Source organism: Methyloversatilis discipulorum (assembly GCF_000385375.1).
Classification (GTDB): Bacteria; Pseudomonadota; Gammaproteobacteria; order Burkholderiales; family Rhodocyclaceae; genus Methyloversatilis; species Methyloversatilis discipulorum_A.
The window spans coordinates 2,353,996-2,379,574 of sequence record NZ_ARVV01000001.1 but is presented as its reverse complement, the minus strand read 5'-3'; the positions used below and the strand labels follow the sequence as shown (position 1 = coordinate 2,379,574).

The following is a 25,579-nucleotide window of genomic DNA, read 5'->3' as shown; positions in this document are numbered from 1 at the left end:
ACAGGATTCGATCATGAAGGTATTCACGCCATCTGGATACGAGTGGAAGGGCACGCGGCTTGCCCGTTTCATTGAACGTCATGGCTACGGCTCGCTCGATCAGCTGCAGGAGGACGCCGAGCGCGATGCGCCGGTCTTCTGGGACCGCGTCGTGGCCGAGGTGGGGCTCGAATGGAGCACGCCCTACACGCAGACGCTGGACATGAGCGACGGCATCATGTGGCCGCGCTGGTTCGTCGGCGGCCGGCTCGATCTGGTCGACAACATCGTCGGCAAGCACGCGCGCCGCCACCCGGACAAGGTGGCAGTCCGCTGGGAAGGCGACGCCGGTGAAGAGCGACGCATCACCTACGCGGAACTGGCGCGCGAAGTTGACGGTATGGCAGCGGGGCTGCGTGCGCTCGGCGCAGGCGAGGGCAGCCGCATCGCCATCTATCTGCCCATGGTGCCGGAGGCCGCGGTCATCCTGCTCGCCGCAGCGAAGATCGGCGCCATTTCGGTGCCGATGTTCTCCGGCTACTCGGCCGACTCGGTCGTGCAGCGCGTGCAGGACGCCGCAGCCACCGTGCTGGTGTGCGCCAACGGCTACTTCCGCCGCGGCAAGCCGGTGCGCATGCTGGCCGACGCGCTGGCCGCGGCAGATGCCTGCGAATCGGTGCAGCACGTGGTGGTGGTCGACCGCCTGGGCAACGGACCTTACGCCGGCAGCGAACATGGCGGCCACTACGATCTTTGCGACTACGCGACGCTCGCGGCCACCCCGGCAGATCCGTCCGCGGCCGAGTCCTTCGGTGCGTCCGACCCGCTGATGCTGGTGTACACCTCGGGTACCACCGGCAAGCCCAAGGGCGTGGTGCACACGCACGGCGGCTTCCCGCTCAAGGCGGCGCAGGACATGGTGATGGCCTTCGATCTGCGCGAGGACGACACTCTGATGTGGGTGACCGACATGGGCTGGCTGATGGGGCCATGGATGGTGTTCGGCGCGCTGCTGCTGGGCGCCACCATCGTGCTGTGCGAAGGCACGCCGGACTACCCGGACGCCGGCCGGCTGTGGCGCATCGTGCAGCGGCACGGCGTCACCCACCTCGGCCTGTCGCCGACCCTGGTGCGCCTGCTGATGGGCAGCCGCGACGCCGTGCCGCAGATCGGGGCGCTGGATACCGTGCGCGTGTTCGGTTCGACCGGCGAGGCGTGGAACGAGACGCCGTGGCTGTGGCTGTTCGAAACGGTGGGCCAGAGCCGCCGGCCCATCGTCAACTATTCGGGGGGAACTGAGATCGGCGGCGGCATCCTCGCCTGTTTCCCCGGTCTGCCGCAGACCGCCTGCGGCTTCAACGGACCGATCCCCGGCATGGCGGCGGACGTCGTCGACGCCGAAGGCAAGCCGGTGCGCGGCAGCGTCGGCGAACTGGTGCTGCGCCAGCCCTGGCCCGGCATGACGCACGGCTTCTGGAACGACCCCGAACGCTACGAGGACACCTACTGGTCCGCGCTGCCCGGACTGTGGGTACATGGCGACTGGGCCAGCATAGACAGCGACGGCTACTGGTTCGTGCACGGCCGCAGCGACGACACCATCAAGGTGGCCGGCAAGCGGCTCGGTCCGACCGAGTTCGAATCGGCGCTGGTGTCGCACCCGCTGGTGGCCGAGGCGGTGGCGGTCGGTGTACCCGATCCGATCAAGGGCGAGGCGGTGGTGTGCTTCGTCACGCTGCACGACAAGCGCAGCGGGCAGGAGGGCTGGAGCGTGTGGGAAACCGAGCTTTCGGACCACGTCGCACGACTGCTCGGCAAGCCGTTGCGCCCGGCCCGCATCCACGCGCTGACGCAGATCCCGAAGACGCGCAACGGCAAGATCCTGCGCCGCGTCGTGCGCAACGCCTACATCGGCCGGCCGATGGGCGACCTGTCGTCGATGGAGAACCCGCGTTCGATCGACGAAGTGATCGGACTGCGCGCCGCCCGCGTCTGAAGGTCGGACGATCGGACGTCCGAAAGCCGGACGGTTGCAGTATGAGCCGTACGGCTTTCGGACGCACTGTGTCGTCGATTCTCAAGAAATCGGGTCAGGTGTTTGAAAAACCGATGTTTTTCCATTCATCGAAACTGGCCCGCTAATTGCAATTACGTGACACGCGGACGCGCAGCGGCCCGACGGTTGCCGCCTTCCGCGAAGGAGCATCGAGTGAACCAAGTGTCAGATCCCGTAGTCGTCGTGTCGGTCAGCCGCACTCCGCTGGGCGGATTTCTCGGCAACCTTTCGGCGCTGACCGCGCCGCAGCTCGGCGCAACGGCAATCGCCGCCGCCGTGCAGCGTGCCGGCATCAGTGCCCACGACGTCGAGGAAGCCTATATGGGCTGCGTGCTGCCGGCCGGCATCGGGCAGGCACCGGCCCGCCAGGCGGCACTCCGCGGCGGCCTGCCGGAATCGACTGCCTGCACGACCGTGAGCAAGGTATGCGGCTCCGGCATGAAGGCCGTCATGCTGGCGCACGACGCGCTGCTCGCTGGCTCGGCCGGCATCGCCGTCGCCGGCGGCATGGAGTCGATGAGCAACGCCCCCTATCTGCTGGCCCGTGCCCGGGCCGGCTACCGACTCGGTCACGACCGCGTGATCGACCACATGTTTCTCGACGGGCTGGAAGACGCCTACGACGAGCGCGGCACGCTGATGGGCGTTTTCGCCGAGCGCTGCGCCGAGGAATACGGCTTCAGCCGCGCCGATCAGGACGCCTGGGCGCTGCGCTCGCTGAACCGCTCGCTGGAAGCCGACAAGTGCGGCGCCTTCGACTGGGAGATCGCGCCGGTCGAGGTGATCGGTCGCGGCGACTCACGTGCCAGCGTCGTGCGCGACGAGCAGCCGCAGACGGCGAAGCCGGAGAAGATTCCGTCACTGAAACCCGCCTTCCGCAAGGACGGCACGGTCACCGCCGCCAATTCGAGTTCGATTTCCGACGGCGCTGCGGCGCTGGTGCTGATGCGTGCATCCACCGCCCGGTCGCGCGGCCTGACGCCGCTGGCCACCATCGCCGCCCATGCCGGCCACGCCGGCGCACCGGCGCGCTTTCCGATGGCACCGGTCGATTCGATCCGCAAGGTGCTGGAACGCGCCGGCTGGTCGAAAGCCGATGTCGACCTGTACGAGATCAACGAAGCCTTCGCCGTCGTGACGCTGGCCGCGATCCGTGACCTCGGCCTCGATCCGGATACGGTGAACGTCCATGGCGGCGCCTGCGCGCTCGGCCACCCGATCGGCGCCACCGGCGCGCGGCTGCTGGTCACGCTGATCGGCGCGCTGCGGCGCGGCGGAGGTCGGCGCGGCATTGCCAGCCTGTGCATCGGCGGCGGCGAAGCCACTGCGATCGCGCTGGAGTTGTACGAGAATTGAGCTAACCTGATCTGATTGGCCGGGTGGCGCCCGGCCTGCGCCTTGAAGATTCACCCGGCGGCTGACATTCCGCGGCTGCCGGTGCAACATGGTTTTCAAACAAGCCTGCGAGACGATGCGCCTCGAAGCGGATCGCTACGCCGGTATCGGAGGAGTCGGGTGCTGCATGCATCACGTCCGTGGTGCCCCGCAGCCTGTCTACCTCCACTACAAACAGGAGGTGGCCATGGAATTGCGGGACGACGATCAAAGCCAGATGTTTTCGCGCCCGGAGCGAGACCGGGATGTGATGAACCACTGGGAGCGGCTGCTCAACGGCGAGGAATGCAGTTCCGACGCCCTGCGCCGCCTGATTGACGACTCGTGGCGCCGCTGCCTCAACGCCCACGTCGACCCCAGCAAGTACCAGGCGCCGCCGCCACTGAGCGAGAACTCGCTCTACTCGCTGCAGCAGAAGCACGGGGACCTGCTCACCGCCAGCACGCCGGTGATGGCGATGGCGCGCGACTTCCTCGCCGAAACCGGAACCATCATGGTGCTGACCGACCACAGCGGCACCATACTCAGCCTCGAAGGCGACCCGGCCACGCGCGACGAAGGCGCGATGATGAACATGATGCCGGGGGCGAGCTGGAGCGAGACGGCCTGCGGCACCAACGCGATCGGCACTGCCATCGCGGTGCGCCATCCGGTGCAGATCCATTCCGCCGAACACTACTGCGCCGGCATCAAGCGCTGGACCTGTTCGTCCACCGTCATCCTCGATCCCTACGACAACAGTGTTCTGGGCGCGATCGACGTATCCGGCCTGCAGCAGACCTACAACAAGCACAGCCTGGCGCTGGTGGTGGCCACCGCGAGCAAGATCGAAGGCCGTCTGGCCAAGCACGAGATGGGCATCCGCTTCCGCCTGCTCGAGCGCTGCATGCACCGGCTCACGCACTCGACCTCGGACGGCGTCATCGTGTTCGACCGCCGCGGCAATCCGGTCAAGGCGAACGAGCGCGCCGAACAGGCGCTGAACCAGCTGTCCGAAGGCCGCATCGGTTCGCGCAAGTTGGACATCGCATCGCTCACACTTGGCCACGCGACCGATGACGGTCTGCCGGCCGGCCTGCAGGGCTGGATTGCGCCGGAATGGCTGGAACCGGTTCTGGACAACGGCCAGCGCATCGGCACGCTGCTCACGATTCCGATCTTCAAGCCGCGTTCGGTGCAGGGCACTGCGATGCCGGTCGGCGCTACCAGCGCAGCACACGAGCCGAGCAAGCTCGACTGCGTGGTCGGTAAGGACCCGGTGCTGATGGAAGCGGTCGAACGCGCCCGTCACCTGTCGCGTTCCAACGTACCGGTGCTGCTGCTCGGCGAGACCGGCGTCGGCAAGGAAGTGTTCGCCAAGGGCATCCATGACTGCGGCAGCGCGAAGGCCGCGCCCTTTGTCGCGGTGAATTGCGGCGGTCTGTCGCGAGAACTGCTGGCGACCGAACTGTTCGGCTACGCCGAGGGCTCATTCACCGGTGCGCGACGCGGCGGCATGATGGGCAAGATCGAGGCGGCCAACGGCGGCACGTTGTTCCTCGACGAACTGGGCGAAATGCCGCTCGACATGCAGCCGCATCTGCTGCGCGTGCTGGAGGAGGGCGAAATCTACCGCCTCGGCGAGAACACGCCGCGCAAGGTGAAATTCCGGCTGATCGCGGCGACCAACCGCGACCTGCGCAAGGAAGTTACCGATGGCCGCTTCCGTATGGACCTCTACTACCGGGTTGCGGTGACCAGCGTACGCATCCCGCCGCTGCGCGAGCGGCTGGGCGACATCCCGGTGCTGTCGCGCGCGCTGATGGAAAAGCTGGCGGCGCATCACGGCGTGCCGGTGCCGCAGCTCAGCGCATCCGAAATCAGCGAGCTGTCTTCCTACTCGTGGCCGGGCAATGTGCGCGAACTGCGCAACATTCTCGAATCGATGCTGCTCACCGGCGAGCGTCCCCGTTCGCTGATGACACCCGAAGCGCCGCGCGGCATCCAGCTGTTCGATGCGCCGCTGGCCACCGATCACGGCATGGTCTTCGGCGGCGAAACGCGGGAGAACCGCCGGCTCGAAGAAGCCGAGCGCGACGCCATCCTCGGTGCCATCGACGGCAGCCACGGCAATATGGCACTGGCTGCGCGCTCGCTCGGCATCGCCAAGAGCACGCTCTACCTCAAGCTGAAGAAATTCGGCCTCGATGCCCTGGTCGAGCGCGCGCGCGAGGTGCACGCCAAGGGGCACTGAGTCCGTCGCTGGCGGCAACGCCAGCTCTCCGCGCCCTGTCGCTCAGGGTGCGGCGCCGGGCGCTCCACGCCCGGTCCTTCGAGGCCCGCCGCCGCGGTCCTGCGGGGCGGGTCTGTTTCCTGGTACCTCACATCACCTTCACCGCGCGCCCGATGTACAGGATGGGGCCGGTCGGGCGACCGATCGGCGAGCCGTACTCGGGTTCAAGCGTGATTTCGAACAGCTGATTGGGCTCAAGCGGCGGCAGTTCCTTCATCTGCACGTCGAGCGGGCGGCCCGGCTGCACCAGGCCCAGCGAGACCGGACCCTTCCATTTGTCGCCCTTGGTCCAGAACTGCAGCGCCTTGGCCTGCGGCACCTCGGTCATGCCAAGCGGGATGAGCTTGAGCGACTGTTCGGTGCTGGCCTGCACCACCCAGCCCGGCGCCTTGTCGTCCGGCGCTACCAGCACCACCATGAACTTGGGTTCGCCGGCCTGCTGCGTGCCGGGCAGACCGACGACGGCGAGCAGCATCGCGGCAGCGAAACCGGTGACGGCCAGCGAGCGCCAGAAAGCGAGGCTGTCCCAAAGCCGGCTGACGAGCGAGGAGGGGGCCGGTGCGGCGCTCGCGCGCAGCGTCGGCCACAGGCTGCGTTCGATGCGCGACCACAGGCCGGGTGGCAGCGGTTCCGGTTCGACCATGCGTGTCAGCGGCAGAAGTCGCTCCTCCCAGTCGGCGACGCGAGCCCGCAAGGCCGCGTCGTTCTCCATGTCGCGCTCGAACTCGTCGCGGCGGGCGGCGTCGAGCAGGCCCAGTACATAGAGGCCGGCGATGTCTTCGGGGGTCTGGATCATGCGAGGCACTCCTTCAGTGCCTGCAGGCCGCGGCGTATCCAGGCTTTGATGGTGCCGAGCGGCGTTGCCAGCCGGTCGGCGATTTCGCTATGGGTGCAGCCCTCGAGGTAGGCGAGCAGGATGCTGGAGCGCTTCGGCGCGTCCAGCCTCCCGAGGCAGTCATAGAGCAGACCGGCTTCCGACGAAAGCAGTACCTGCTGGTACGGGTCGGGCACCTGCCCGCCGGACTCGTGATCGATGTGCTCGGTCAGTGTGTCGTCGGCCGGCACTTCGCGTGCATGGTCCCGCACGTGGTTCAGTGCGCCGTGGCGCACGATGCTGTAGATCCAGCCACGGGCGCTGCCGCGGCTCGCGTCGAAGCTCGACGCCTTTTCCCAGATGCGCACGAAGGCGTCGTGTACGACGTCTTCCGCGACGTCACGGCGGCGCACGATGCGCAGGGCGACCCCCAGCAGGCGGCTGCCCTCGCGCTCGTATATGCGGCGCAGCGCACTGCGCTCGCCGGCGGCACAGGCGCCGAGCGCCGCCTCGAAATCGAAATCGTCCGTGCTGCTTGTCATGGTTATGCCTTGAACGGGTGGGGAGGTGCCGTACACCGCCGCGGTCAGCCGGCGTCAGCTTCTCACGCATACCCGCGACCCGTCCGCGTGGATGCAGGCGGATGCGATTTTTTTCGATGCACGCGCCGCTGATTGTTGCAATGCGAAAAAGCGCTTGCAAACATACACGTCTGTCTGTAAAGTTCGCGCCTTCGTGCTTTCCGCGTTGGCTCCCGCCGACGCATTCCCGGTTAGGTCCGGCGCTGGCACGATAAAGTTATCGTCCCTGGCCTGTCTTTTTCTCCCGCCTGTTTGGTCAAGCGTGGTTGATCGGTTAGTGCCGATAGAACGTCGGGATTTCGCCCGACCAACCCGCTCCTTCCGCACTGCTCGCTGCAGCGCGGCGGGTGGCCATTGTGTGGAAAAAATACATGGAATTCTCAGAACTCGGTCTTAACGAATCCCTTCTTGGCGCGATCGTCGAGGCCGGTTACCCCAATCCGACTGCCGTGCAGGAAAAGGCTGTGCCCGCTGCGCTGGCTGGTCGTGACCTGATGGTGTCGTCGCAGACCGGCTCGGGCAAGACCGCCGCCTTCATGTGGCCGGCGCTGAACCGCCTGACGCAGGACTCGGCTGTCAAGGCCCGCGGCCCGCGCATCCTGGTGCTGACGCCGACGCGCGAACTGGCCATCCAGGTCACCGACGCCTGCCGCAAGTACGGTCGTGGCCTGCGCTACGCCAAGGCGGTCAGCGTGGTCGGTGGTACCTCCTACGTGATGCAGAACAAGCTGCTGGCACAGCCCTATGAAGTGCTGGTCGCCACGCCGGGTCGCCTGATCGACCAGATGGACAGTGGCCGCATCGACTTCGGCCGTCTGGAAATGCTGGTGCTCGACGAAGCCGACCGCATGCTGGACATGGGCTTCATCGAGGACATCGAAGCCATCGTCGACCGTCTGCCGCAGAGCCGTCAGACCCTGCTGTTCTCGGCCACCTTCGAGCCGCGCGTCTGCCGTCTGGCCGAGCGCCTGACCAAGGACGCACAGCGCATCGAGATCCAGGCAACCGCCGCCCAGCACGAGAACATCGAACAGCGTCTGCTGTTCGCCGACGGCATGGGCCACAAGCAGCGCCTGCTCGACCACCTGCTGCGTGACGAAGGCGTCGAACAAGCCATCGTGTTCACCGCCACCAAGCGCGACGCCGACCAGATCGCCGAGCAGCTCGGTGAGAACGGCTTCCTGGCTGCGGCACTGCATGGTGACATGCACCAGGGCGAACGCAATCGCACGCTGGGCCACCTGCGCCGCGGCGCGCTGCGCGTGCTGGTCGCCACCGACGTTGCCGCCCGCGGCATCGACGTGGCCGGCATCAGCCACGTGATCAACTTCGATCTGCCGAAGTCGGCGGAAGACTATGTGCACCGCATCGGCCGTACCGGTCGTGCCGGCCGCAGCGGCATCGCGGTCAGCCTGGCTTCCGGCGATGACGTGCGTCGCGTCAAGACGATCGAACGCTTCATCCGTCACACCATCCCGGTGCACACCATTCCGGGTCTGGAGCCGCGTGTGCAGCCGCGCACGTCCGCTCCGCGCGGCCCGCGCACCGGCACCGGTCGTCCGGGCAGCTGGGGCAACAAGCCGGGCAATGGCCCGCGTCGTCCGGGTGGCGGTGCGCCGCGCAGCGAAGGCGGCTGGCGTGGCAACAGTTCCGGCCGCAGCGACCGCGCGCGTCGTGCAGACTGATCGCTGACGCACGCTGAAGCATAGAGGGTCGACCAGACCCCAGAGGGGCACCGGGCAATCGGTGCCCCTTTCGTTTTTTCCATGTTTGTCGATTCGCTGTCGCGCGGGTGTAGAATCCGCGCCTTTTTCCGGGCCGACGAGGCCGGCGAAGGATGAAGCCGATGAGTGCTGAAGACCACGCCCGCACGCCGCTGGTTGGCGTCGTGATGGGATCGAACTCCGACTGGGACACCATGCGCGCCGCCTGCGCCATGCTGGAGCAGTTCGGTGTGCCGTTCGAGGCGCGCGTCGTATCGGCGCACCGTACACCGGACCTGCTGTTCTCCTATGCCGAGGAGGCGCGCAGTCGCGGCCTGCGCGCCATCATCGCCGGTGCCGGCGGTGCTGCCCATCTGCCGGGCATGCTGGCGGCCAAGACTACGGTGCCGGTGCTCGGCGTACCGGTGCAGTCGCGTGCGCTCAACGGCATGGATTCGCTGCTGTCCATCGTGCAGATGCCCAAGGGCATTCCGGTCGCCACCTTCGCCATCGGCGAGGCCGGTGCAGCCAATGCCGGACTGTTTGCAGTGGCCTTGCTGGCGGGCGAAGATGCGTCGCTTGCGCAGGCGCTCGAGGACTTCCGCGCTCGGCAGGCCCAGACCGTGCTGGACATGAAGCTCGAAGGCTGACCGCCGTCGCTGCGGCTGCCGTCCGCTGCATCCATTTTCAGGTTTTAATCCGCGTTCATCCGCCACATCCGCATCCGTCCGCGGTCACGAGAAGTTGAGCCGGATCTTTCGGAGCCTTTGCAGATGATTCTTCCTCCCGCAACCCTCGGCATGCTCGGCGGCGGTCAGCTCGGCCGCTTCTTCGTGCTGGCCGCGCATGAAATGGGCTATCGCGTCGTTGTGCTCGACCCGGACCGCAACAGCCCGGCCGGCAAGGCAGCGGACGAGCACCTGTGCGCCGCCTACGACGACATGCAGGCGCTGGAGCGACTGGCGCAGACCTGCGCCGCGGTGACCACCGAGTTCGAGAACGTTCCGGCCGACACGCTGGATCACCTGTCTAAATTCATTCCGACCCGCCCGAACGCCGCCTGCGTCGCGGTGGCGCAGAACCGCATCGCGGAGAAGACCTTCCTGTCCGACCGTGGCTTTTCGGTTGGCCCGTTTGCCGCGATCCGCAGTGTGGCGGACATCGAGGCGGCCGATCCGTCGCTGTTTCCGGCCGTGTTGAAAGTGGCGCGTTTCGGCTACGACGGCAAGGGGCAGGCGAGGGTGGCCAATGCCGCCGAAGCGAGGGCAGCGTTCGAGAGCTTCAAGCGCGAAGCCTGTGTGCTGGAGCAGATGCTGGCGCTCGAACTGGAGGTGTCGGTGGTGCTGGCCCGCGACGCGGCCGGTCGTGTCGCGCCCTTCCCGGTGGCCGAGAACAGCCACAGCAACGGCATTCTCGACGTGACCATCGCGCCGGCGCGCATCAGCGGTGCGCTGGCCGCCGAAGCGACCGAAATGGCTTCCGGCATTGCCGCCGAACTGGGTTACGTCGGTGTGCTCGGCGTCGAGTTCTTCATCGCCGGTGGCCGGCTGATGGTCAATGAGATGGCGCCGCGCCCGCACAACAGCGGCCATTACACGATCGATGCCTGCGTCACCAACCAGTTCGAACAGCAGGTGCGCATCCTGTGCGGCCTGCCGCTGGGCGACGCACGCCAGCATTCGCGCGCGGTGATGGTGAATCTGCTTGGCGACCTGTGGTACCAGCAGGACGCCCATCACGCCCATGAACCGGACTGGTCGCGCCTGCTGCGCCAACCGGGGCTGAAACTGCACCTCTACCAGAAGCATCACGCACGTCCTGGTCGCAAGATGGGCCACTTCACCGTGCTCGGCGAGAGCGGTGATCCGGTCATCGACACCGCGATGAACGCACGCGGCGCCATCGGCATCGCCGGCTGAACGATGAGCGCGTCGGACGCCGACATCGCTGACGCTGCGCGCCGGCTGCGCGCCGGCGAACTGGTCGCGCTGCCGACGGAAACCGTCTACGGACTGGGCGCCGACGCGATGAACCCGGCGGCAGTGCGCCGCATATTCGAGGCAAAGGGTCGCCCCGCCGACCATCCGCTCATCGTGCATCTGCCGGACGCCGAACAGATGACCGTCTGGGCGCGCGACATTCCGCGCGAGGCGATCGCGCTGGCGCAGGCCTTCTGGCCGGGGCCGCTGACCCTGATCCTGAAGCGGGAGGAAGACGTGCCGCTCGAGGTGACCGGCGGTCAGGACACGGTGGGACTGCGTGTGCCGGGGCATCCGGTGGCGCTGAAGCTGCTGCGCGCCTTCGGCGGCGGCGTGGCCGCACCGTCAGCCAACCGCTTCGGTCGCATCAGCCCGACAACCGCGCAACACGTGCGCGACGAGTTCGGTGACTCGGTCACCGTGCTCGACGGCGGGCCGTGCGAGGTCGGCATCGAATCGACCATACTCGACCTGTCCGGAGACACTCCGCGCATCCTCAGGCCGGGCGCCATCAGCGCCGGGCAGATCGCTGCAGTGATCGGTCGCATGCCCGCGGGCAAGGGCGACGAGAACTCACCGCGGGTGTCCGGGGCGCTCGCCGCGCATTACGCGCCGCGCAGCGCGATGCGCAAGATCGCGCCTGCGCGGCTGCGCGACTTCCTGAACGCCTTCCGTCACAGCGGGCGACATTGCGCGGTGATCGCACACAGCCAGCCGCCACTGTCCGACTGTCCGCATCGCTGGTTCATGCTGCCGGCCGAACCAGCCGGCTACGCACGCGGGCTCTACGCCGCGATGCGCGACGCGGATGCGGTCGGTGGTTCGATGATCGTGATCGAAGCCATTCCGGAAACGCCCGAGTGGGCTGCGGTGAACGACCGCCTCGGACGTGCGCTCGCGGGCGCCGGCATCACGCCACAGTAAAGCGGGTCAGCTCCCACACGACCCAGTCCTCGCGCAGCAGCGGATGGCGGCTGCGCAGCTTGGGCATGTACTGGCCGCGCCACTCGCGCTTCACCCAGCGTTTTACTTCGGACACGAACCACAGGTGTTCGACGCGTTCCGACTGTGTGCGGAAGAAATCCGGGTGTTCGAACTTGATCAGCCGACGCACGCGCAAGGCTTCGAATTCACCCGCCGGTACAGTCACGCGCTCATAGCCGAGCGTGTCGATCTGTACGTGCCAGCGGCGCGGCCGCTCCTTCGGATCGGTGGTCACCATCGACTGCCACGCCTCGCGCACGCCGGGTTCGAGCAGCGCCGGCAGCACCGGCAACGGTGCGTCGTAGCGGTTGTCGCGGTCATACACGGTGTCGCGGCTGACCACCCAGGGCGCTGCGTACTCCTCGAACTGGCCGCTGCGCAGACTGCTCAGCGGCTTGCCATCGACCTCGATGCGCAGGCGCGGCGGGGCCGCCTGCTCGACGACGTAACGGATCCCGGCTTGCCGCTCGCGGTTGTAGCCATTCAGTTCTTCGTACGTCCACTCGTCGCCGACAGCGAGCTGCGCCGCCATGTGCTCGGCCTGCTCGTACTGCCGCGCTGTCGCGCAGCCTGCCAGCCACAGCGGCGACGCTATGAGCAGCGCCCCAGCCGCGCCACCGCCGATGAAGCGCCTGCGATCCATTCCGTCGATTCTCTTTTTCATCGTGTCTGAAATCCGTACCGATAGTGATGCTGCGACCGCGTGATTCTGAGCGATGTTCCTTCACAACCGGCATCCGAGGCCCTATAATCCGCAGCCGTTGGGGGGGTAGCTCAGCTGGGAGAGCGTCGCGTTCGCAATGCGAAGGTCGGGAGTTCGATCCTCCTCCTCTCCACCACAACGATCACAGCCCGAAAAAGCCGATTGCTTCGCAGTCGGCTTTTTCTTTTTCCGCCCCGCGTTGACGCGCGCCGGCCGGCCTCGCACACTCGCGCTTCATCGATATTGCATGATGCGCACGTGAATCCGTCATCGCGGTCTGTCGGTCACGGCCTCCGGCAAACAGGGGGCCGGCCTGGATGAAGCACACCGTTCTCGTCGTCGACGACCATGAAATGACCCGCGTCGGGTTGCGCGCCTGTGCGCAGGCGACCGGACTGGGCGAGGTCGACTGGCTCGATGCCGATACGCTGAATGGCGCGCTGGCCGCTTTCGCGGCTCATCGTCCCGATCTGGTCCTGCTCGATCTGAAGCTGCCCGACAGCCTGGGCCTGCAGGGGCTGAGACGCTTTCTGGCCGAGGCACCCGAGGCGCGTGTGGCCGTCTTCTCGGCGACCGAGGACCCGGTCGTCGTCGAACAGGCACTTGCCCTGGGTGCGCTCGGTTACGTGCCGAAGAGCGCGCGATCGGCGGACATTCTCGACATGGTGCTCACGCTGCTGCGCGGCGGGTCCTTGCCGCAGGCATGCCGAGAGCCGAGTGTGGGCTATGGCGTGACACCGGGCACCGAGTCGCTGAATCCGACACAGTTGCGCGTGCTTGAGCTGGTACTCGCCGGCAACAGCAACCAGCAGATCGCCGACGCTCTCGGGCTGGCGCTCGGTACGGTCAAGAATTCGGTGTCGTCCGTCATGCTCAAGCTTGATGCACAGTCCCGTCTGCACCTGATCAGCCTGTTCCGCTGATGCCGCAGCCGGCGACCGCATCGGTGGACGCGGGAGCTCTGTCCTCGCCCGAGGTCGAGGCGCGCATCCTGCGCGAACAGGTCGACTCGATGATGCGCACCAGCCGCAGCGCAGCGATTGGCGCCTTCTTCATCGGACTGGGTTTCTGGACGTTCGCGTGGTACCAGACCGGGCATCGCGGCGCGCTGCTGTGGGCGGTTCTGCTGCACGGCTGCCAGTTCTGGCGCTACGCCGGTTACCAGCGCTACTTGCGCACGCCGGACGCAGCGCGTCATCCACGTCAGGCCGGCATCGACTACAGCAATGCGCTGGTCGTCAATGCGACGATCTGGGGGCTGGCGCCGTGGATGTTCCTGCCCGACGACGAGCCGCTGGTAAGTGCGCTGATGATGCTGGTAATCCTCGGCATGAGCACCGGCTCGATCGCGTCACTCGCGCCGCACCGGCGCGCGCTGCTGAGCTTTCCGATTCCCGCCATCCTCGGCCTGTCGAGCCGCATGTTTTGGCAGGGCGATGCGGCGCACCTGTTCATGGGGGCGGCAGCGCTGATCTATCTGTACGTGAATCTCGCCTTCGGGCTGCAGCAGCACCGCCTGCTGACCGAGGCGCTGCGCAGCCGCTACGAAAAGGAGGCGCTGGCGCGACGGCTGCGCGAGCAGATCGATATCGCCGAGCGTGCGAGCGCCGAGCGTACGCGCTTCTTTGCTGCCGCCAGCCATGACCTGCGGCAGCCGCTGCATTCGCTCGGGCTGTTCGGCAGCGCGCTGGCGACGCGGCTGCGTGGCGGGCCGGAGGAGGCGCTGGCCCGCAACCTGATGTCCTGCGTGACCGCGCTCGAATCCTCGTTCAACGAAATGCTCGACGTGTCGCGGCTGGACGCTGGCGTGGTGCAGGCACGCATGCGCCCGGTGGCGCTGGCCGCCGTGTTCCGCGCACTCGACCGCAGCTTTGCCGCCGAGGCCGAGGGGCGCGGCCTCGCCTTGCGGCTGCGCGCGCGCGCTCACTGGGTGCGCACCGATCCGCAATTGCTCGAACGCCTGCTCGGCAATCTGGTGCACAACGCGCTGAAGTTCACCGCCCGCGGTGGCGTCGTGGTTGGCGCCCGGCGGCGCGGCGGACAGGTGTCGATCGAGGTGTGGGACAGCGGTTGCGGCATCGAGGCGGGCGAGTTGCCGCGCGTGTTCGAAGAGTTCTATCAGGTCGGCAACCGCGAGCGCGATCGTGCGCAAGGGCTGGGCATGGGGCTGGCCATCGTGCGCCGGCTGGCGGCGCTGCTGCAGTTGCAGGTCGAGGTCGATTCGCGGCCGGGCCGTGGCACCGTTTTCCGCGTGCTGGCACCCGCAGCTCTGCCGATGGCGGAACCCGCACCACCGCAACAGACGCCACCGCGTGCATGGCCGGTGCTGCAGTCGGCCCGCGTGCTGGTGATCGACGACGAGGAGGCTGTCCGTGCCTCGACCGCGGCGGTGCTGCGTACCGCCGGCGTCGAGGTTCACCTGGCAGACGGCGCGGCGGCGGCGACCAGCATTGCCTGCCAGCTGGAGGCGGAGGAGGGGGCGCGCATCGATGTCGTCGTGTGCGATTTTCGTCTGCGCAACGACGAGGACGGCGTTTCGGTCGTCGCTGGCCTGCGAGCAGCACTCCGGCGTGCGGTGCCGGCGGTGCTGATCACCGGCGACACCGCGCCCGATCGCGTGCAGCAGGCGCGGTACAGCGGCCTGCCCGTGCTCTACAAGCCGGTGCCGGCCGAACTGCTGCTGCACACGTTGGGCGATCTGCTCGATGCTGCCGGGCCGGCGCGCGAAGTTATGCATACGGACGCGAGCGGCCTATGATGTGCGCAGTGGGTGCTGCCGGGGGGAGTCCCGTTTCATGGCAGCATGGCGGATCGATTCAGGGGGTTACAGTGAAGATTGCGTACGACGCTCAGGAGACCGTGACTGCAGACGTGCCTAAGCGTCTGGTCAACATCCTTGCCGACGGCGGCGAACGCCTGCTCAAGCTGCAGGCCGAGTCGGTCAGTTCCGCGCTGACCAGCCAGATGCGGGCCATCGAGCCGCCGCAGACGGTGGCCGAGGCGATGTCCGCGCTGTGGCAGTTGCCGCAGCTTTATGGTGCGCTGCTCGAAGAGATGGCCGAGCACGCGCGGCAGTCGTACCACATCCTGTCGCAGGTGCAGAACGAGCTGGTCGACCTGGCCTGTGATTCGGTGGTGCAGCAGGCGCCGGCGCTGACCGAGGCATTGAGCAGCGGCAACGTGCTGTTTGCCGATCGGCGTCACCGCTCGGTGGTGATCAACTTTCCCGACCGCCGCGGCATGATTGCACGCAGCCGCTCGCAGAGCGCCTGACCACGGCGCCGAGCGGCGCAGTTCGGTACCTTCCGGCGGTTGCCGGCGGTGTCGTTGCACGGCATTCGCCGGGAACTGCCGCGCCGCGGTAAAATCTCGACCCTTTCGCACGGGCGGCCTGTCCGACGCCGTGCGGCCCGCTATTTCCGCACCTTCCGGTTCCCCAACACGATGAGTACATTGACGCACCTGCAACGGCTGGAAGCCGAGAGCATCCACATCATGCGCGAAGTGGTGGCCGAGGCCGAAAACCCGGTCATGCTCTATTCGGTCGGCAAGGACAGCGCCGTCATGCTGCACCTCGCCGCCAAGGCCTTCTATCCGTCGGTCCCGCCCTTTCCGCTGCTGCACGTCGACACCACCTGGAAGTTCAAGGCGATGTACGAGTTCCGCGACGCGATGGCGCGCAAGCTCGGCATGGACCTGCTGGTGCACATCAACCCCGACGCCAAGGCGCGCAATATCAATCCGTTCGACCACGGCTCGGCGCTGCACACCGACATGTGGAAGACCGAAGGCCTGAAGCAGGCTCTGGACAAGTACAAGTTCGACGCCGCTTTCGGCGGCGCCCGTCGCGACGAGGAAAAGTCGCGCGCCAAGGAGCGCATCTTCTCCTTCCGTACCGCGCAGCACCGCTGGGACCCGAAGAGCCAGCGTCCGGAACTTTGGAAGCTGTACAACGCGCGCAAGCACCCGGGTGAATCGATCCGCGTGTTCCCGATCTCGAACTGGACCGAACTGGACATCTGGCAGTACATCCACCTGGAGAACATTCCCATCGTGCCGCTGTACTTTGCGGCACCGCGGCCGGTCGTCGAGCGCGACGGCACGCTCATCATGGTGGACGACGAGCGCATGCCGCTGCGTCCGGGCGAGACACCGCAGATGAAGAGCGTGCGTTTCCGCACCCTGGGCTGCTATCCGCTGACCGGCGCGGTCGAATCGACCGCCGCCACGCTGACCGACATCATCCAGGAAATGCTGCTGACCACGACGTCGGAGCGCCAGGGCCGCGTGATCGACCACGATTCCGCCGGTTCGATGGAAAAGAAGAAGCAGGAAGGGTATTTCTGATGGCACACGTTTCCGACCTCATTTCGCAGGATATCGAGGCCTACCTGAAGCAGCACGAGCACAAGAGCCTGCTGCGCTTCATCACCTGCGGCAGCGTCGATGACGGCAAGAGCACGCTGATCGGCCGCCTGCTGTACGAATCGAAAATGCTGTTCGAGGACCAGCTGGCCGCGCTCGAAGCCGACTCGAAGAAGGTGGGCACCCAGGGCGGCGACCTCGATTTCGCGCTGCTGGTCGACGGCCTGGCCGCCGAGCGCGAACAGGGCATCACGATCGACGTCGCCTACCGCTTCTTCTCGACCGACCGGCGCAAGTTCATCGTCGCCGACACGCCGGGCCACGAGCAATACACGCGCAACATGGTCACCGGCGCCTCGACCGCTGACCTCGCCATCATCCTGGTCGATGCGCGCCACGGCGTGCAGACGCAGACCCGCCGTCACAGCTTCCTGGTGTCGCTGATCGGCATCAAGCGCGTCGTCGTCGCGATCAACAAGATGGATCTGGTCGGTTACTCGAAGGACGTGTACGAGCGCATCGAGAAGGACTACCGCGAGTTCGCCGCGCAGATCGGCCTCTCCGACATCCTGTGCATTCCGATGTCGGCGCTGAAGGGCGACAACATCATCGAGAAGAGCGCTGCCACGCCGTGGTACACCGGCCCGGCGCTGATGGACCACCTGGAAACCGTGCAGATCGAGGATGATCTGCAGGCGCGCCCGTTCCGCCTGCCGGTGCAGTGGGTCAATCGCCCCAATCTCGACTTCCGCGGTTTCTCCGGCCAGATCGCGTCCGGCATCGTGCGCCCGGGCGACCGCGTGCGCGTGCAGCCGTCCGGCCGCGACACCACGGTCGAACGCATCGTGCTGTCGACGCAGGACCTGAGCGAAGCGGTGGCCGGTCAGTCGGTCACCGTCACCTTCGCCGACGAGATCGACTGCTCGCGCGGCGACGTGATCGTTGCCGCCGACACGCCGGCGCTGATCGGCGACAGCTTCGACGCAACGCTGGTCTGGATGAGCGACGAGGCGATGGCCACCGGCCGCAGCTATCTGATGAAGTGCGCGACGCGCACTGTCGGTGCAACGGTCAATGCGGTCGAGCACCGGGTGAACGTCAATACGCTGGAGCGCTCGCCGGCGACCGCGCTCGGCCTGAACGAGATCGGCCGCGTGTCGCTGCTGACCGACCGTCTGCTCGCTTTCGACGCCTACGAATCGGTGCGTGACACCGGCAGCTTCATCCTGATCGACCGCCTCACCAACAACACGGTCGGCGCCGGTCTGCTGCACGCGGCCCGCAGCCGTCCGCGCGACCTCAGCTGGACCCGTCTGGAAGCCGGCCGCGCCGCGCGTGCGGCACTGAAGCAGCAGTCGCCGCTGCTGCTGTGGGCAGGCGAGGGCATCGCCGCGGACAAGCTTGAACAGAAGCTCATGTCGCTCGGCCGCCACACCATCACGCTGCCGGCTGCCACTGCAGATCTGCCGCGCATCGTCGGCATCCTGCTCGACGCCGGTCTGGTGGTGGTGATCGACGCCGACTCGGCGCAGCCGGACAGTCTGGTCACCGCACTGCCGGCCGGCGAGCACGTCGAACTGAAGATCGACGCCAGCGCCGCTCAGGCCGCGCTTGACGCCAGCGGCCAGCGCCTCGTGCTGGCTGCGGGCGCAGCGGAAGAAGTGGTCGAACAGATCGTCGAAACCCTGCGCCGCGCCGGACGTCTGAGCTGAGCGACAGGCCGGGCGCGCGCCCGGCCCTTCCTCCCACCGACGCCGGAGCCGCGATGAGCGCCCAACCTCCCGCAGACGAGGACGCGGTCCGCGCCGCGTCGATCGAGAAGTACCGCAAGCGCGCCGCCGGCTACGACGCCACCTGCGGACCGACCTGGCCGATCCGCGAGCGGGCGGTCGCGCTGCTCGGTCTGCAAGCCGGTCAGTCGGTGCTCGACGTCGGCTGCGGCACCGGTCTCAGCCTGCCGCTGTTGCGTGCCGCGGTCGGAGATACGGGGCGTGTCCATGGCTTCGACCAGAGCCCGGACATGCTGGCGCAGGCGCGCCGCCGCGTGGCCGAGGCCGGCTGGGACAACGTCGACCTGTTCGAAACGGCAGCCCAGGGTCTGCGGCTGCCGGGTCGGGTCGATGCGCTGCTGTTCCACTACACCCACGACATCCTGCGATCGCACAGCGCGATCGACGCCCTGCTGGCCTGCGCGCGACCGGGCGCCGTGGTGGCGATCGCCGGCATCAAGTATTTCCCGCGCTGGCTGGCGCCGCTCAACCTCTGGGTCTATCTGAAGAACCACGGCTACAACGGTGCGCCGGGCGAACTGCGCACGCCGTGGGACCGCATCGCGCCGCGTCTGGTCGACTGGTCGATCTCGACCACCCAGTACGGCATGGGCTATCTCGCCCGCGGCCGCGTGCCGGAATGACCGACAGACCCGCGTCGGGCCCGAAGCAGGCCATCGTCGCGCTGGCCGCGCTGCTGCTCGGCAACGCATTGCTCAGCGCCAACAATCTGTGGCCCACGCCCTTCATCGTGCCGGATCACCGGCTGTCGCCGGAGTTCGTCGGCCTGTGGCTGGCGCTGATGGCGGCGGTTGCCCGCTATGGCCGCCTGCCGGCTCGCGCACTTACGGTTTTCACCGCGCTGTTCCTGCTGTTCGCAGTCGGCCGCTACGCCGACGTGACGGTGCCCGGCCTGTTCGGTCGGCCGGTCAATCTGTTCTGGGACGGTCAGCAGATTCCGCGCTTCCTCTGGGTGACGGCACAGGGTCTGCCCTGGTGGGTGAGCGTCGGTGCGCTGGCCGGGCTATCGCTGCTCGTCTGGGCACTGTGGCGCGGCGCGCGCGCGCTGGTCGCGCAGATCGCGCACCGGGCGGTTCCGTATGCGCTGCGTCACCGCTGGTCACGCGCCGCGACAGCGCTGGCGACGCTGCTGGTGGCCGCCAATCTGGCCGGTATCGAGGCGACCTGGCCGCTGGTGTCGCGACCGATCACGCCGACCTACTGGCGGCAGGCCACGCTGCTCGCGACGCTGATGTCGCCGGAGGCGGTGGCGCGCGCACTGCCGCAGGTGCCGCCGCTGGACGACGCGCTGGCGCAGCCGCCGGGCCGTGCGCTGAGCGCGCTGCGCGGCCGCGACGTCTATCTGATGCCGCTCGAGTCCTACGGCGCCGTGGTCTATGACAGTGCCGAGGCGGCGCGCCTGCTGCAGCCGGCGCGCGACCGTCTGGCGCAGGATCTGGCCGCCGGCGGCTGGCAGGTGGTGTCGGCCTTCATGCGCTCGCCCACCTTTGGCGGCGCGTCCGATCTCGCCCAGCTCGGCATGCTGTCCGGCCTCGATCTGAGCGACCCGCGCCGGCACGACCTGCTGGTCACGACCGAGCGACCGACGCTGATCACGCTGTTCCGCCGCAACGGTTACCGCACCTACGGTTTCTATCCGGCGCTGTTCTGGGAGTGGCCGGAGCGCGTGTTCTACGGCTACGACGTGTTCGTCGACGGCCGCGACCTGCGCTACCCGGGACCCGAAATGGGCTACTGGAAGATTCCCGACCAGTATTCGGCCGAGCGTTTCGAACAGCTGCACCCGCGCGCGCCCGGGGAGCCGCCGCGCTTCGTGTTCTTCCCGACCATCACCAGCCATCTGCCGTTCTCGCCGGTGCCGCCCTTCCAGCCCGACATCGACCGCCTGCTCGGCGACACGCCCTTCGATCCGGCCGACGCCGCACGCGCGCTGGCAAGGAAGCCGGACTGGCTGAACATGTTCCCCGACTACATCGGCACCATCGAGTACACCTACCGCTGGCTGGGCGACCACCTGAAACGGGCGACGGCGCGCGACACGCTATACGTGCTGGCCGGCGACCACCAGCCCGTGGCCGGCGTCAGCGGCGAAGGCGCGTCGTGGGACGTGCCGGTGCACATCGTGTCGCGCGACCCCGAACTGCTTGCGCGCTTCGTCGCCCAGGGCTTCCAGCCGGGGCTGGCGCCACCGCGCACGCCCATCGGCGGCCTGCACGATCTGACGACCATGCTGGTGCGCGCGTCCGGCGATCTGCCGACCGCGCTGCTCGGTCCCGCGTCGCAGCCTTCGGCGCGCTGACCGTTCAAGCGACGTCGAGCGCGGCCGGCGTCGTCTCCACCGCCTCGTCGCGATAGGGCGCGCGCCAGCCGAGCAGGTCGCTGGCCGCTTCCGCCCGTGCGCGCAGTTCGGCCGCGTCGGAGCCGTCCAGATGGACGATGCCGTAGCGGTGACTGCCGGTCCATTTCAGATCGCGTCGCAACGCCCGGCCGTGGCGGCCGAAGGCGAACAGCAGTCCGTCGGGAAAGGCCTCGGCAAAGCGCGCGCGCCGCGCAAGGTCCGGCATCGCCGGCACCTCGTCTTCATCGAAGGCGCGATAGACCAGGCTGGCGGCGACGCGGGCACGCGGCGCCTCGCGACGCAGCAGACGCGGGTCTTCGCCAAGCGCCAGCGCCAGCGACCAGGCGTGCGCGTCGATGCCGTGCACGCGCAGGTAGAGATCGGAGAACTGCGACGCCAGACGCGGATTGCACTCGATGACGGTGAGCCGGTCGCACGCGTCGTCGTAGAAGAACTCGAGGTTGAAGAAGCCGTGCTCGTAGCCGATGGCGCCGAGAAAGCGGCGTGCGACGTCGAGCGCGCGCACCTGCACCGACGCCGGCAGCCGGCTGGGCAGTTCCCAGCGCATGAAGGCCTGGGTGCCCGGATGCATGATGGCGTCGACCACGCCCAGCGCATGCACCTGTCCGTCGAACACCCAACCGTCGAGATTGAACTGCGGCGTGGCCGGATCGACCGGCTCCTCCAGCAGCATGCGGTGCGCGCTGCCGGCCTCGGGCAGACGCGCGCGGCAGACGCGGTCGAAAGGTTCGATCAGACGATGGATGATCCAGCGCTCGGCGATGTCGAAGCGGGTGTGCGCCTGCAGCGCCTCGCGGCTGCCGACTTCGCGTGCCAGCACGGAAAAGGCCGCCTTGATCGGCTTTGCATAGACCGGGTAGGCAAAGCCGGCTGGCAGCCGTGCCGGCACGTCGTCACCGCACACCATGTCCAGCGCGGCGAAGCGCAGGCAGGCCTCTGGGGCGACCGACGCCAGCACGCGCCGCGCGTGCAGCTTGTGCTGTGCGGCCAGGATGGCTGCGGGCGGCGCGCAGGGCAGATCCAGCCGCTCCGCCACCAGCGCCGCCGCCAGCGCGCCGAAGGCCTCATGGTGCGACAGTACCGCCGACCAGCCACGACGGCGTGCGCGCTCCGCGGTGCGCTCGGCCAAGCGTTCGAGGTCGAAACCGATCAGCCGCAGATTGGACGGGAACGAAAACAGATCGAAGCCGGCGTGGTCGAAGGCGTGGCCCGCGCCCGAGCGGGCGAAGCCGATGCGATCCCAGTCGTAGGCGAACAGCAGGCCGGTACGCGGTCTGGAGGGCACGTATCATCCTTGGCGAGTGGCCGGTCGCGCCGGCGGGATCCACTGCGGGCAATCGGCCGCCCGCGCAGTAAACAGAATACGAGGGGAATGGACCATGGTGCGCACGCCGCGTTTCATCCAGCTGCAACCGGTCGACGACGCGCGGCAGATGTCGGCGCTGTGGTCCGGTCTGCAGGCGCCGGTGGCGCGGGTGTCGCCGAAGTATTTCTACGACGCGCTGGGTTCGCGGCTGTTCGAAGCCATCACCGAACTGGACGAGTACTATCCGACGCGTACCGAAGCGGCCATCTTCGATGCCCACTCCGCCGACATGGCGGCACGGCTGCGTGCGCACGTGGGCGCGGCGCACGACCTGATCGACCTCGGCGCCGGCAGCTGCGCCAAGGCGGCGAAGCTGTTTCCGCTGTTCGCGCCGCGCCGCTACGTCGCGGTCGACATTTCGGTCGACTTCCTGAAGCACTCGCTCGAGTGCCTGCAGCGCGCCCATCCGGACATGGACATGCTGGGTGTCGGCCTCGACTTTTCGGCCGCCCTCGCACTGCCGGCGACGCTGTATGAAGGTCCGGCGCTGGTGTTCTACCCCGGCTCCAGCATCGGCAACTTCGCGCCGGGCGAGGCGCTGCGCCTGCTGCGCGAAGCGCGCACGGCGGCTCGCGGCGGCGCACTGCTGATCGGCGTCGATCTGGTCAAGGACAAGGCCGTGCTCGACGCCGCCTACGACGACGCGCTCGGCGTCACCGCCGCCTTCAACCTGAATGTGCTGCGCCATCTGAACCGCATCGCCGGCACCGATTTCCGCCTCGCCGACTGGCGCCACGTCGCCTTCTTCGACCCTGAACGTTCGCGTATCGAAATGCATCTGGAGGCGAGACAGTCGCTCACAGTGCATTGGCCGGGTGGCGAGCGCCGTTTCGCCGCCGGCGAGCGCATCCTGACCGAGCACTCATGGAAATGGACGCGCACGCGCTTTGACACCTTGCTGCGTGAAGCCGGTTTCGGCGACGTCGCCTGCTGGACCGACGCGCGCGACGGGTTCGCCGTCTTCCTTGCGTGCGCCTGATGAGAGGCCGATCAGTCGAGCGCGCAGCTGCGGAAACCGGCCGGCACGTCGTCGCGGTCGGGCCGGAAGAAGTTGCGGTAGCGCGGGTCGCGCATGCGCGGCTGCGTCATGAAGGAGGCGCCGCGCAGCACGCGGCGGTCGCCGAACCACGGCGCCGAATAGTCGCGGTAGGGGTGGGGCGCGAAGCCGGGGTAAGGCAGGAAATCACTGGCCGTCCATTCCCATACGGCGCCCCAGCGGAAGCGGTCCGCAGCAGTCAGTGCCGAGCTCAGTGCCGCGTACTCCCATTCCGCTTCGGTCGGCAGCCGGCGACCGGCCCAGCGGCACCACGCTTCGGCTTCGTAGGCGCTCAGATGACAGGCCGCGGTGTCCGCGTCGAGCGCCTGCCAGCGGCCGTAAATGCAGCGCTCCCAGTCGCTGCCGGCGCGTCTCAGGTAGCGCGGCTGCGTGCGCCGCTGCGCCGTGCGCCAGCGCCAGCCTTCGCTGCTCCACCAGCGCGGGTCGTCGTAGCCGCCGGCATCGACGAAGGGCAGGTAGTCACGCCAGCTGACCGCAGCGCTGTCTATGTCCAGCGCCGGCACGCTCACCGCGTGCGCGCTCAGTTCGTTGTCGAAGGCGAAGCCGTGTCCGCTGCTGCCGAGCTGATGGCGGGCCGCGGGCAGCGACAGCGTGTCGCGTGCGCCGGCCGCTGCCGGCTGCCAGCGCAGGTCGTCCACCACGATGTCGAGTTGCTGCGCCATGTACAGCGCGGCTTCGTGGTGCATGTCCTCGTGCAGCAAGGACAGGCGGAAGAAGTAGAGCGCGTCGTCGCTGTCTCCCGGCACGTCGGCCAGCAACGAAAGGACAGCGTCCAGCTGCCGGGCGAGATCGTCCAGCGTCGCGTCGGCGTCCGGCAGCGGCAGGGTGGGGCGGCTCGCGTGGGGCACGCGGCTGGAGTCGTACAGCGCGTCGGCGTTCGCCCGCAGCGGCGGTGTGCGTGCGACGTCGGGGTCGGCACGCACGCCCTTCAGGAAGTGCGGATTACGCAGCGTCCACCACGCCTGGAACCATCCGATGTGGCCCAGCTCCCACAGCGGCGGATTCAGCGTTTCGTGAGCCGGGATGCGCAGTGTCGGGCAGGCGCGCCGATAGTCGGCGAAACGGGCCAGCGTGTCGTTGCGGCTGGCGCGCAGCGCTGCCGCGAGAGCCCGGCGGTCTCCGCGACGGGCGCTTGCCGATTGATCTGAGGCCTCCATCGAACACACGTCCATGTCCCGTCCATCCATTGTCATCGTCACGCCGGCGCTGGCCGACGCCAACAACGGCAACTGGCGCACCGCACGGCGCTGGGCCGCCATGCTGCGGCCGCGTTTTGACGTGCAGCTGGTGTCCGACTGGCAGGGCGGCGACGAGGCATTGATGATCGCACTGCACGCCCGCCGTTCCGCCGCAGCCGCCACCGCGTGGCGGAAGGCACACCCGTCGCGTCCGCTGCTGCTCGCGCTGACCGGCACCGATCTGTACCGCGACATCGACTGCGACGCCTCGGCCCGGCATTCACTGGCCATTGCCGATCGCCTGATCACGCTGAACACGCTTGGCGCACGTGCTCTGCCGCCGGCGCTGCGCGCACGCTGCAGCGTGCTGCTGCAATCGACGCCGGCGCGCGCACGCGTTGCACCGCCGACGCGCCATCTGCGCGCGCTGATGATAGGCCACCTGCGCGCCGAGAAGGCGCCGGACACCCTGTTCGACGCGGTGCGCCGGTTGCGCACGCGCACCGACATCCGCATCGACCACATCGGTGGGGCGCTGGATCCCGCGCTGGGCGAGCAGGCGCGCACGCTGATGCAGGAATGCCCGCACTATCGCTGGCTGGGTGGGCTGACGCACGGCGACACGCTGCGTCGGCTGGCGCGCGCCAGCGTGCTGGTGCATCCGAGCCGCATGGAGGGCGGCGCGCATACGGTGATCGAGGCTGTGCGCTGCGGCGTGCCGGTGATCGCGTCGCGCATCGACGGCAACGTCGGCCTGCTCGGCGAGGACTACGACGGCTGTTTCGAGGCCGGCGACGCGGCGGCGCTGGCCGCCTGCATCGGCCGCGCGCGCGACGATGCCGGCTGGCTGGCCCGGCTCGAGCGGCAGTGCGCGGCGCGCGCACCGCTGTTCGCGCCCGAACGAGAGCGTGCGGCGCTGGTCGCGCTGGTCGACGGATGTCTGGCATCCTTCGGCCCGCGACACGGCGTCGCGACCGCATGACAACCCCGCAGGAACT

The 25,579-nt window shown here is 68.1% G+C and carries 21 protein-coding genes and 1 tRNA gene; 17 read left to right on the top strand and 5 right to left on the bottom strand.

Features of this window, described 5'->3' with window-relative positions; all coding sequences use genetic code 11:
• Positions 1–13 precede the first annotated feature (13 nt).
• From METRZ18153_RS0111275 to METRZ18153_RS0111265, 3 genes are all read left to right on the top strand, one after another.
• Positions 14–1,975 (top strand): AMP-binding protein, encoded by a 1,962-nt coding sequence (locus METRZ18153_RS0111275; RefSeq protein ID WP_020164842.1) that lies wholly within the window; start codon positions 14–16, stop codon positions 1,973–1,975.
• A 213-nt stretch (positions 1,976–2,188) separates the two neighbouring features.
• Positions 2,189–3,391, top strand: coding sequence for an acetyl-CoA C-acyltransferase (locus METRZ18153_RS0111270; protein ID WP_020164841.1), 1,203 nt, complete (start codon positions 2,189–2,191; stop codon positions 3,389–3,391).
• 226 nt (positions 3,392–3,617) lie between these two features.
• Positions 3,618–5,663 (top strand): sigma-54-dependent Fis family transcriptional regulator, encoded by a 2,046-nt coding sequence (locus METRZ18153_RS0111265; RefSeq protein ID WP_020164840.1) that lies wholly within the window; start codon positions 3,618–3,620, stop codon positions 5,661–5,663.
• A 127-nt stretch (positions 5,664–5,790) separates the two neighbouring features.
• Here METRZ18153_RS0111265 and METRZ18153_RS0111260 read toward each other — a convergent pair whose 3' ends face one another.
• Both METRZ18153_RS0111260 and METRZ18153_RS0111255 read right to left on the bottom strand, forming a co-directional pair.
• A complete protein-coding gene (locus METRZ18153_RS0111260; protein WP_020164839.1) occupies positions 5,791–6,498 on the bottom strand; it encodes an anti-sigma factor in 708 nt (235 codons plus the stop codon).
• Positions 6,495–7,058, bottom strand: coding sequence for a sigma-70 family RNA polymerase sigma factor (locus tag METRZ18153_RS0111255; protein WP_020164838.1), 564 nt, complete (start codon positions 7,056–7,058; stop codon positions 6,495–6,497). The genes METRZ18153_RS0111260 and METRZ18153_RS0111255 overlap by 4 nt, the downstream gene beginning before the upstream one ends.
• Positions 7,059–7,468: 410 nt before the next feature.
• Between METRZ18153_RS0111255 and METRZ18153_RS0111250 the strand changes: the two genes are divergently transcribed.
• The 4 genes from METRZ18153_RS0111250 (at position 7,469) to METRZ18153_RS0111235 (ending at position 11,703) form a co-directional block, all read left to right on the top strand.
• The gene (locus METRZ18153_RS0111250) at positions 7,469–8,782 is read left to right on the top strand and encodes a DEAD/DEAH box helicase (protein WP_019918114.1); all 1,314 of its coding nucleotides are present in this window, start codon (positions 7,469–7,471) and stop codon (positions 8,780–8,782) included.
• A gap of 161 nt (positions 8,783–8,943) precedes the next feature.
• Positions 8,944–9,450, top strand: a complete 507-nt coding sequence (gene purE / locus METRZ18153_RS0111245) for a 5-(carboxyamino)imidazole ribonucleotide mutase (protein WP_020164837.1) — start codon at positions 8,944–8,946, stop codon at positions 9,448–9,450.
• Between the two features lie 123 nt (positions 9,451–9,573).
• Positions 9,574–10,719, top strand: a complete 1,146-nt coding sequence (locus METRZ18153_RS0111240) for a 5-(carboxyamino)imidazole ribonucleotide synthase (protein WP_029143704.1) — start codon at positions 9,574–9,576, stop codon at positions 10,717–10,719.
• A 3-nt stretch (positions 10,720–10,722) separates the two neighbouring features.
• The gene (locus METRZ18153_RS0111235) at positions 10,723–11,703 is read left to right on the top strand and encodes an L-threonylcarbamoyladenylate synthase (RefSeq protein ID WP_020164835.1); all 981 of its coding nucleotides are present in this window, start codon (positions 10,723–10,725) and stop codon (positions 11,701–11,703) included.
• Here the strand turns inward: METRZ18153_RS0111235 and METRZ18153_RS0111230 are convergent.
• The gene (locus METRZ18153_RS0111230; protein WP_020164834.1) at positions 11,690–12,406 is read right to left on the bottom strand and encodes a DUF3108 domain-containing protein; all 717 of its coding nucleotides are present in this window, start codon (positions 12,404–12,406) and stop codon (positions 11,690–11,692) included. The two genes, METRZ18153_RS0111235 and METRZ18153_RS0111230, sit on opposite strands and share 14 nt — an antisense overlap.
• A 120-nt stretch (positions 12,407–12,526) precedes the next feature.
• On the opposite strand from METRZ18153_RS0111230, the gene METRZ18153_RS0111225 reads away from it, so the two are divergent.
• The 8 genes from METRZ18153_RS0111225 (at position 12,527) to METRZ18153_RS0111190 (ending at position 20,920) form a co-directional block, all read left to right on the top strand.
• Positions 12,527–12,602, top strand: a tRNA-Ala gene (locus METRZ18153_RS0111225).
• 181 nt (positions 12,603–12,783) lie between these two features.
• Positions 12,784–13,389 carry a response regulator transcription factor gene (locus METRZ18153_RS0111220; protein WP_020164833.1) on the top strand — a complete coding sequence of 202 codons (606 nt, stop codon included), beginning with the start codon at positions 12,784–12,786 and terminating at the stop codon, positions 13,387–13,389.
• A gap of 23 nt (positions 13,390–13,412) precedes the next feature.
• The gene (locus tag METRZ18153_RS0111215) at positions 13,413–15,224 is read left to right on the top strand and encodes a hybrid sensor histidine kinase/response regulator (RefSeq protein ID WP_232416025.1); all 1,812 of its coding nucleotides are present in this window, start codon (positions 13,413–13,415) and stop codon (positions 15,222–15,224) included.
• A gap of 101 nt (positions 15,225–15,325) precedes the next feature.
• Positions 15,326–15,739, top strand: a complete 414-nt coding sequence (locus METRZ18153_RS0111210) for a phasin family protein (protein ID WP_232416024.1) — start codon at positions 15,326–15,328, stop codon at positions 15,737–15,739.
• Between the two features lie 171 nt (positions 15,740–15,910).
• Positions 15,911–16,813 carry a sulfate adenylyltransferase subunit CysD gene (gene cysD / locus METRZ18153_RS0111205; protein ID WP_029644289.1) on the top strand — a complete coding sequence of 301 codons (903 nt, stop codon included), beginning with the start codon at positions 15,911–15,913 and terminating at the stop codon, positions 16,811–16,813.
• Positions 16,813–18,543, top strand: a complete 1,731-nt coding sequence (gene cysN / locus METRZ18153_RS0111200) for a sulfate adenylyltransferase subunit CysN (protein WP_020164830.1) — start codon at positions 16,813–16,815, stop codon at positions 18,541–18,543. The genes cysD and cysN overlap by 1 nt, the downstream gene beginning before the upstream one ends.
• A 53-nt stretch (positions 18,544–18,596) precedes the next feature.
• The gene (locus METRZ18153_RS0111195; RefSeq protein ID WP_020164829.1) at positions 18,597–19,244 is read left to right on the top strand and encodes a class I SAM-dependent methyltransferase; all 648 of its coding nucleotides are present in this window, start codon (positions 18,597–18,599) and stop codon (positions 19,242–19,244) included.
• Positions 19,241–20,920: a sulfatase-like hydrolase/transferase gene (locus tag METRZ18153_RS0111190; protein ID WP_020164828.1), complete on the top strand. Its 1,680-nt coding sequence runs from the start codon at positions 19,241–19,243 to the stop codon at positions 20,918–20,920. The genes METRZ18153_RS0111195 and METRZ18153_RS0111190 overlap by 4 nt, the downstream gene beginning before the upstream one ends.
• Positions 20,921–20,924: 4 nt before the next feature.
• On the opposite strand, the gene METRZ18153_RS0111185 is transcribed toward METRZ18153_RS0111190, so the two are convergent.
• Positions 20,925–22,265 carry an ATP-grasp domain-containing protein gene (locus tag METRZ18153_RS0111185; RefSeq protein WP_020164827.1) on the bottom strand — a complete coding sequence of 447 codons (1,341 nt, stop codon included), beginning with the start codon at positions 22,263–22,265 and terminating at the stop codon, positions 20,925–20,927.
• A gap of 94 nt (positions 22,266–22,359) precedes the next feature.
• On the opposite strand from METRZ18153_RS0111185, the gene egtD reads away from it, so the two are divergent.
• Positions 22,360–23,325, top strand: a complete 966-nt coding sequence (egtD, locus tag METRZ18153_RS0111180; protein WP_020164826.1) for an L-histidine N(alpha)-methyltransferase — start codon at positions 22,360–22,362, stop codon at positions 23,323–23,325.
• 11 nt (positions 23,326–23,336) lie between these two features.
• Here the strand turns inward: egtD and senA are convergent, their stop codons facing one another.
• Positions 23,337–24,560, bottom strand: a complete 1,224-nt coding sequence (gene senA, locus METRZ18153_RS0111175; RefSeq protein WP_232416023.1) for a selenoneine synthase SenA — start codon at positions 24,558–24,560, stop codon at positions 23,337–23,339.
• 13 nt (positions 24,561–24,573) lie between these two features.
• Here senA and senB point away from each other — a divergent pair, with 13 nt between their 5' ends.
• Positions 24,574–25,563 (top strand): selenoneine biosynthesis selenosugar synthase SenB, encoded by a 990-nt coding sequence (gene senB, locus METRZ18153_RS0111170; protein WP_020164824.1) that lies wholly within the window; start codon positions 24,574–24,576, stop codon positions 25,561–25,563.
• The last annotated feature ends 16 nt before the right edge of the window (positions 25,564–25,579 follow it).

Bases quoted from the DNA above. Each gene is read 5' to 3' on its own strand.
- METRZ18153_RS0111190 (WP_020164828.1), top strand. From the start codon at position 19,241: ATGACCGACAGACCCGCGTCGGGCCCGAAGCAGGCCATCGTCGCGCTG.
- egtD (WP_020164826.1), top strand. From the start codon at position 22,360: ATGGTGCGCACGCCGCGTTTCATCCAGCTGCAACCGGTCGACGACGCG.
- METRZ18153_RS0111220 (WP_020164833.1), top strand. From the start codon at position 12,784: ATGAAGCACACCGTTCTCGTCGTCGACGACCATGAAATGACCCGCGTC.
- METRZ18153_RS0111235 (WP_020164835.1), top strand. From the start codon at position 10,723: ATGAGCGCGTCGGACGCCGACATCGCTGACGCTGCGCGCCGGCTGCGC.
- METRZ18153_RS0111195 (WP_020164829.1), top strand. From the start codon at position 18,597: ATGAGCGCCCAACCTCCCGCAGACGAGGACGCGGTCCGCGCCGCGTCG.
- METRZ18153_RS0111275 (WP_020164842.1), top strand. From the start codon at position 14: ATGAAGGTATTCACGCCATCTGGATACGAGTGGAAGGGCACGCGGCTT.
- METRZ18153_RS0111260 (WP_020164839.1), bottom strand. From the start codon at position 6,498: ATGATCCAGACCCCCGAAGACATCGCCGGCCTCTATGTACTGGGCCTG.
- METRZ18153_RS0111255 (WP_020164838.1), bottom strand. From the start codon at position 7,058: ATGACAAGCAGCACGGACGATTTCGATTTCGAGGCGGCGCTCGGCGCC.
- METRZ18153_RS0111265 (WP_020164840.1), top strand. From the start codon at position 3,618: ATGGAATTGCGGGACGACGATCAAAGCCAGATGTTTTCGCGCCCGGAG.
- METRZ18153_RS0111230 (WP_020164834.1), bottom strand. From the start codon at position 12,406: ATGGATCGCAGGCGCTTCATCGGCGGTGGCGCGGCTGGGGCGCTGCTC.
- senA (WP_232416023.1), bottom strand. From the start codon at position 24,560: ATGGAGGCCTCAGATCAATCGGCAAGCGCCCGTCGCGGAGACCGCCGG.
- purE (WP_020164837.1), top strand. From the start codon at position 8,944: ATGAGTGCTGAAGACCACGCCCGCACGCCGCTGGTTGGCGTCGTGATG.
- cysD (WP_029644289.1), top strand. From the start codon at position 15,911: ATGAGTACATTGACGCACCTGCAACGGCTGGAAGCCGAGAGCATCCAC.
- cysN (WP_020164830.1), top strand. From the start codon at position 16,813: ATGGCACACGTTTCCGACCTCATTTCGCAGGATATCGAGGCCTACCTG.
- METRZ18153_RS0111250 (WP_019918114.1), top strand. From the start codon at position 7,469: ATGGAATTCTCAGAACTCGGTCTTAACGAATCCCTTCTTGGCGCGATC.
- senB (WP_020164824.1), top strand. From the start codon at position 24,574: ATGTCCCGTCCATCCATTGTCATCGTCACGCCGGCGCTGGCCGACGCC.
- METRZ18153_RS0111240 (WP_029143704.1), top strand. From the start codon at position 9,574: ATGATTCTTCCTCCCGCAACCCTCGGCATGCTCGGCGGCGGTCAGCTC.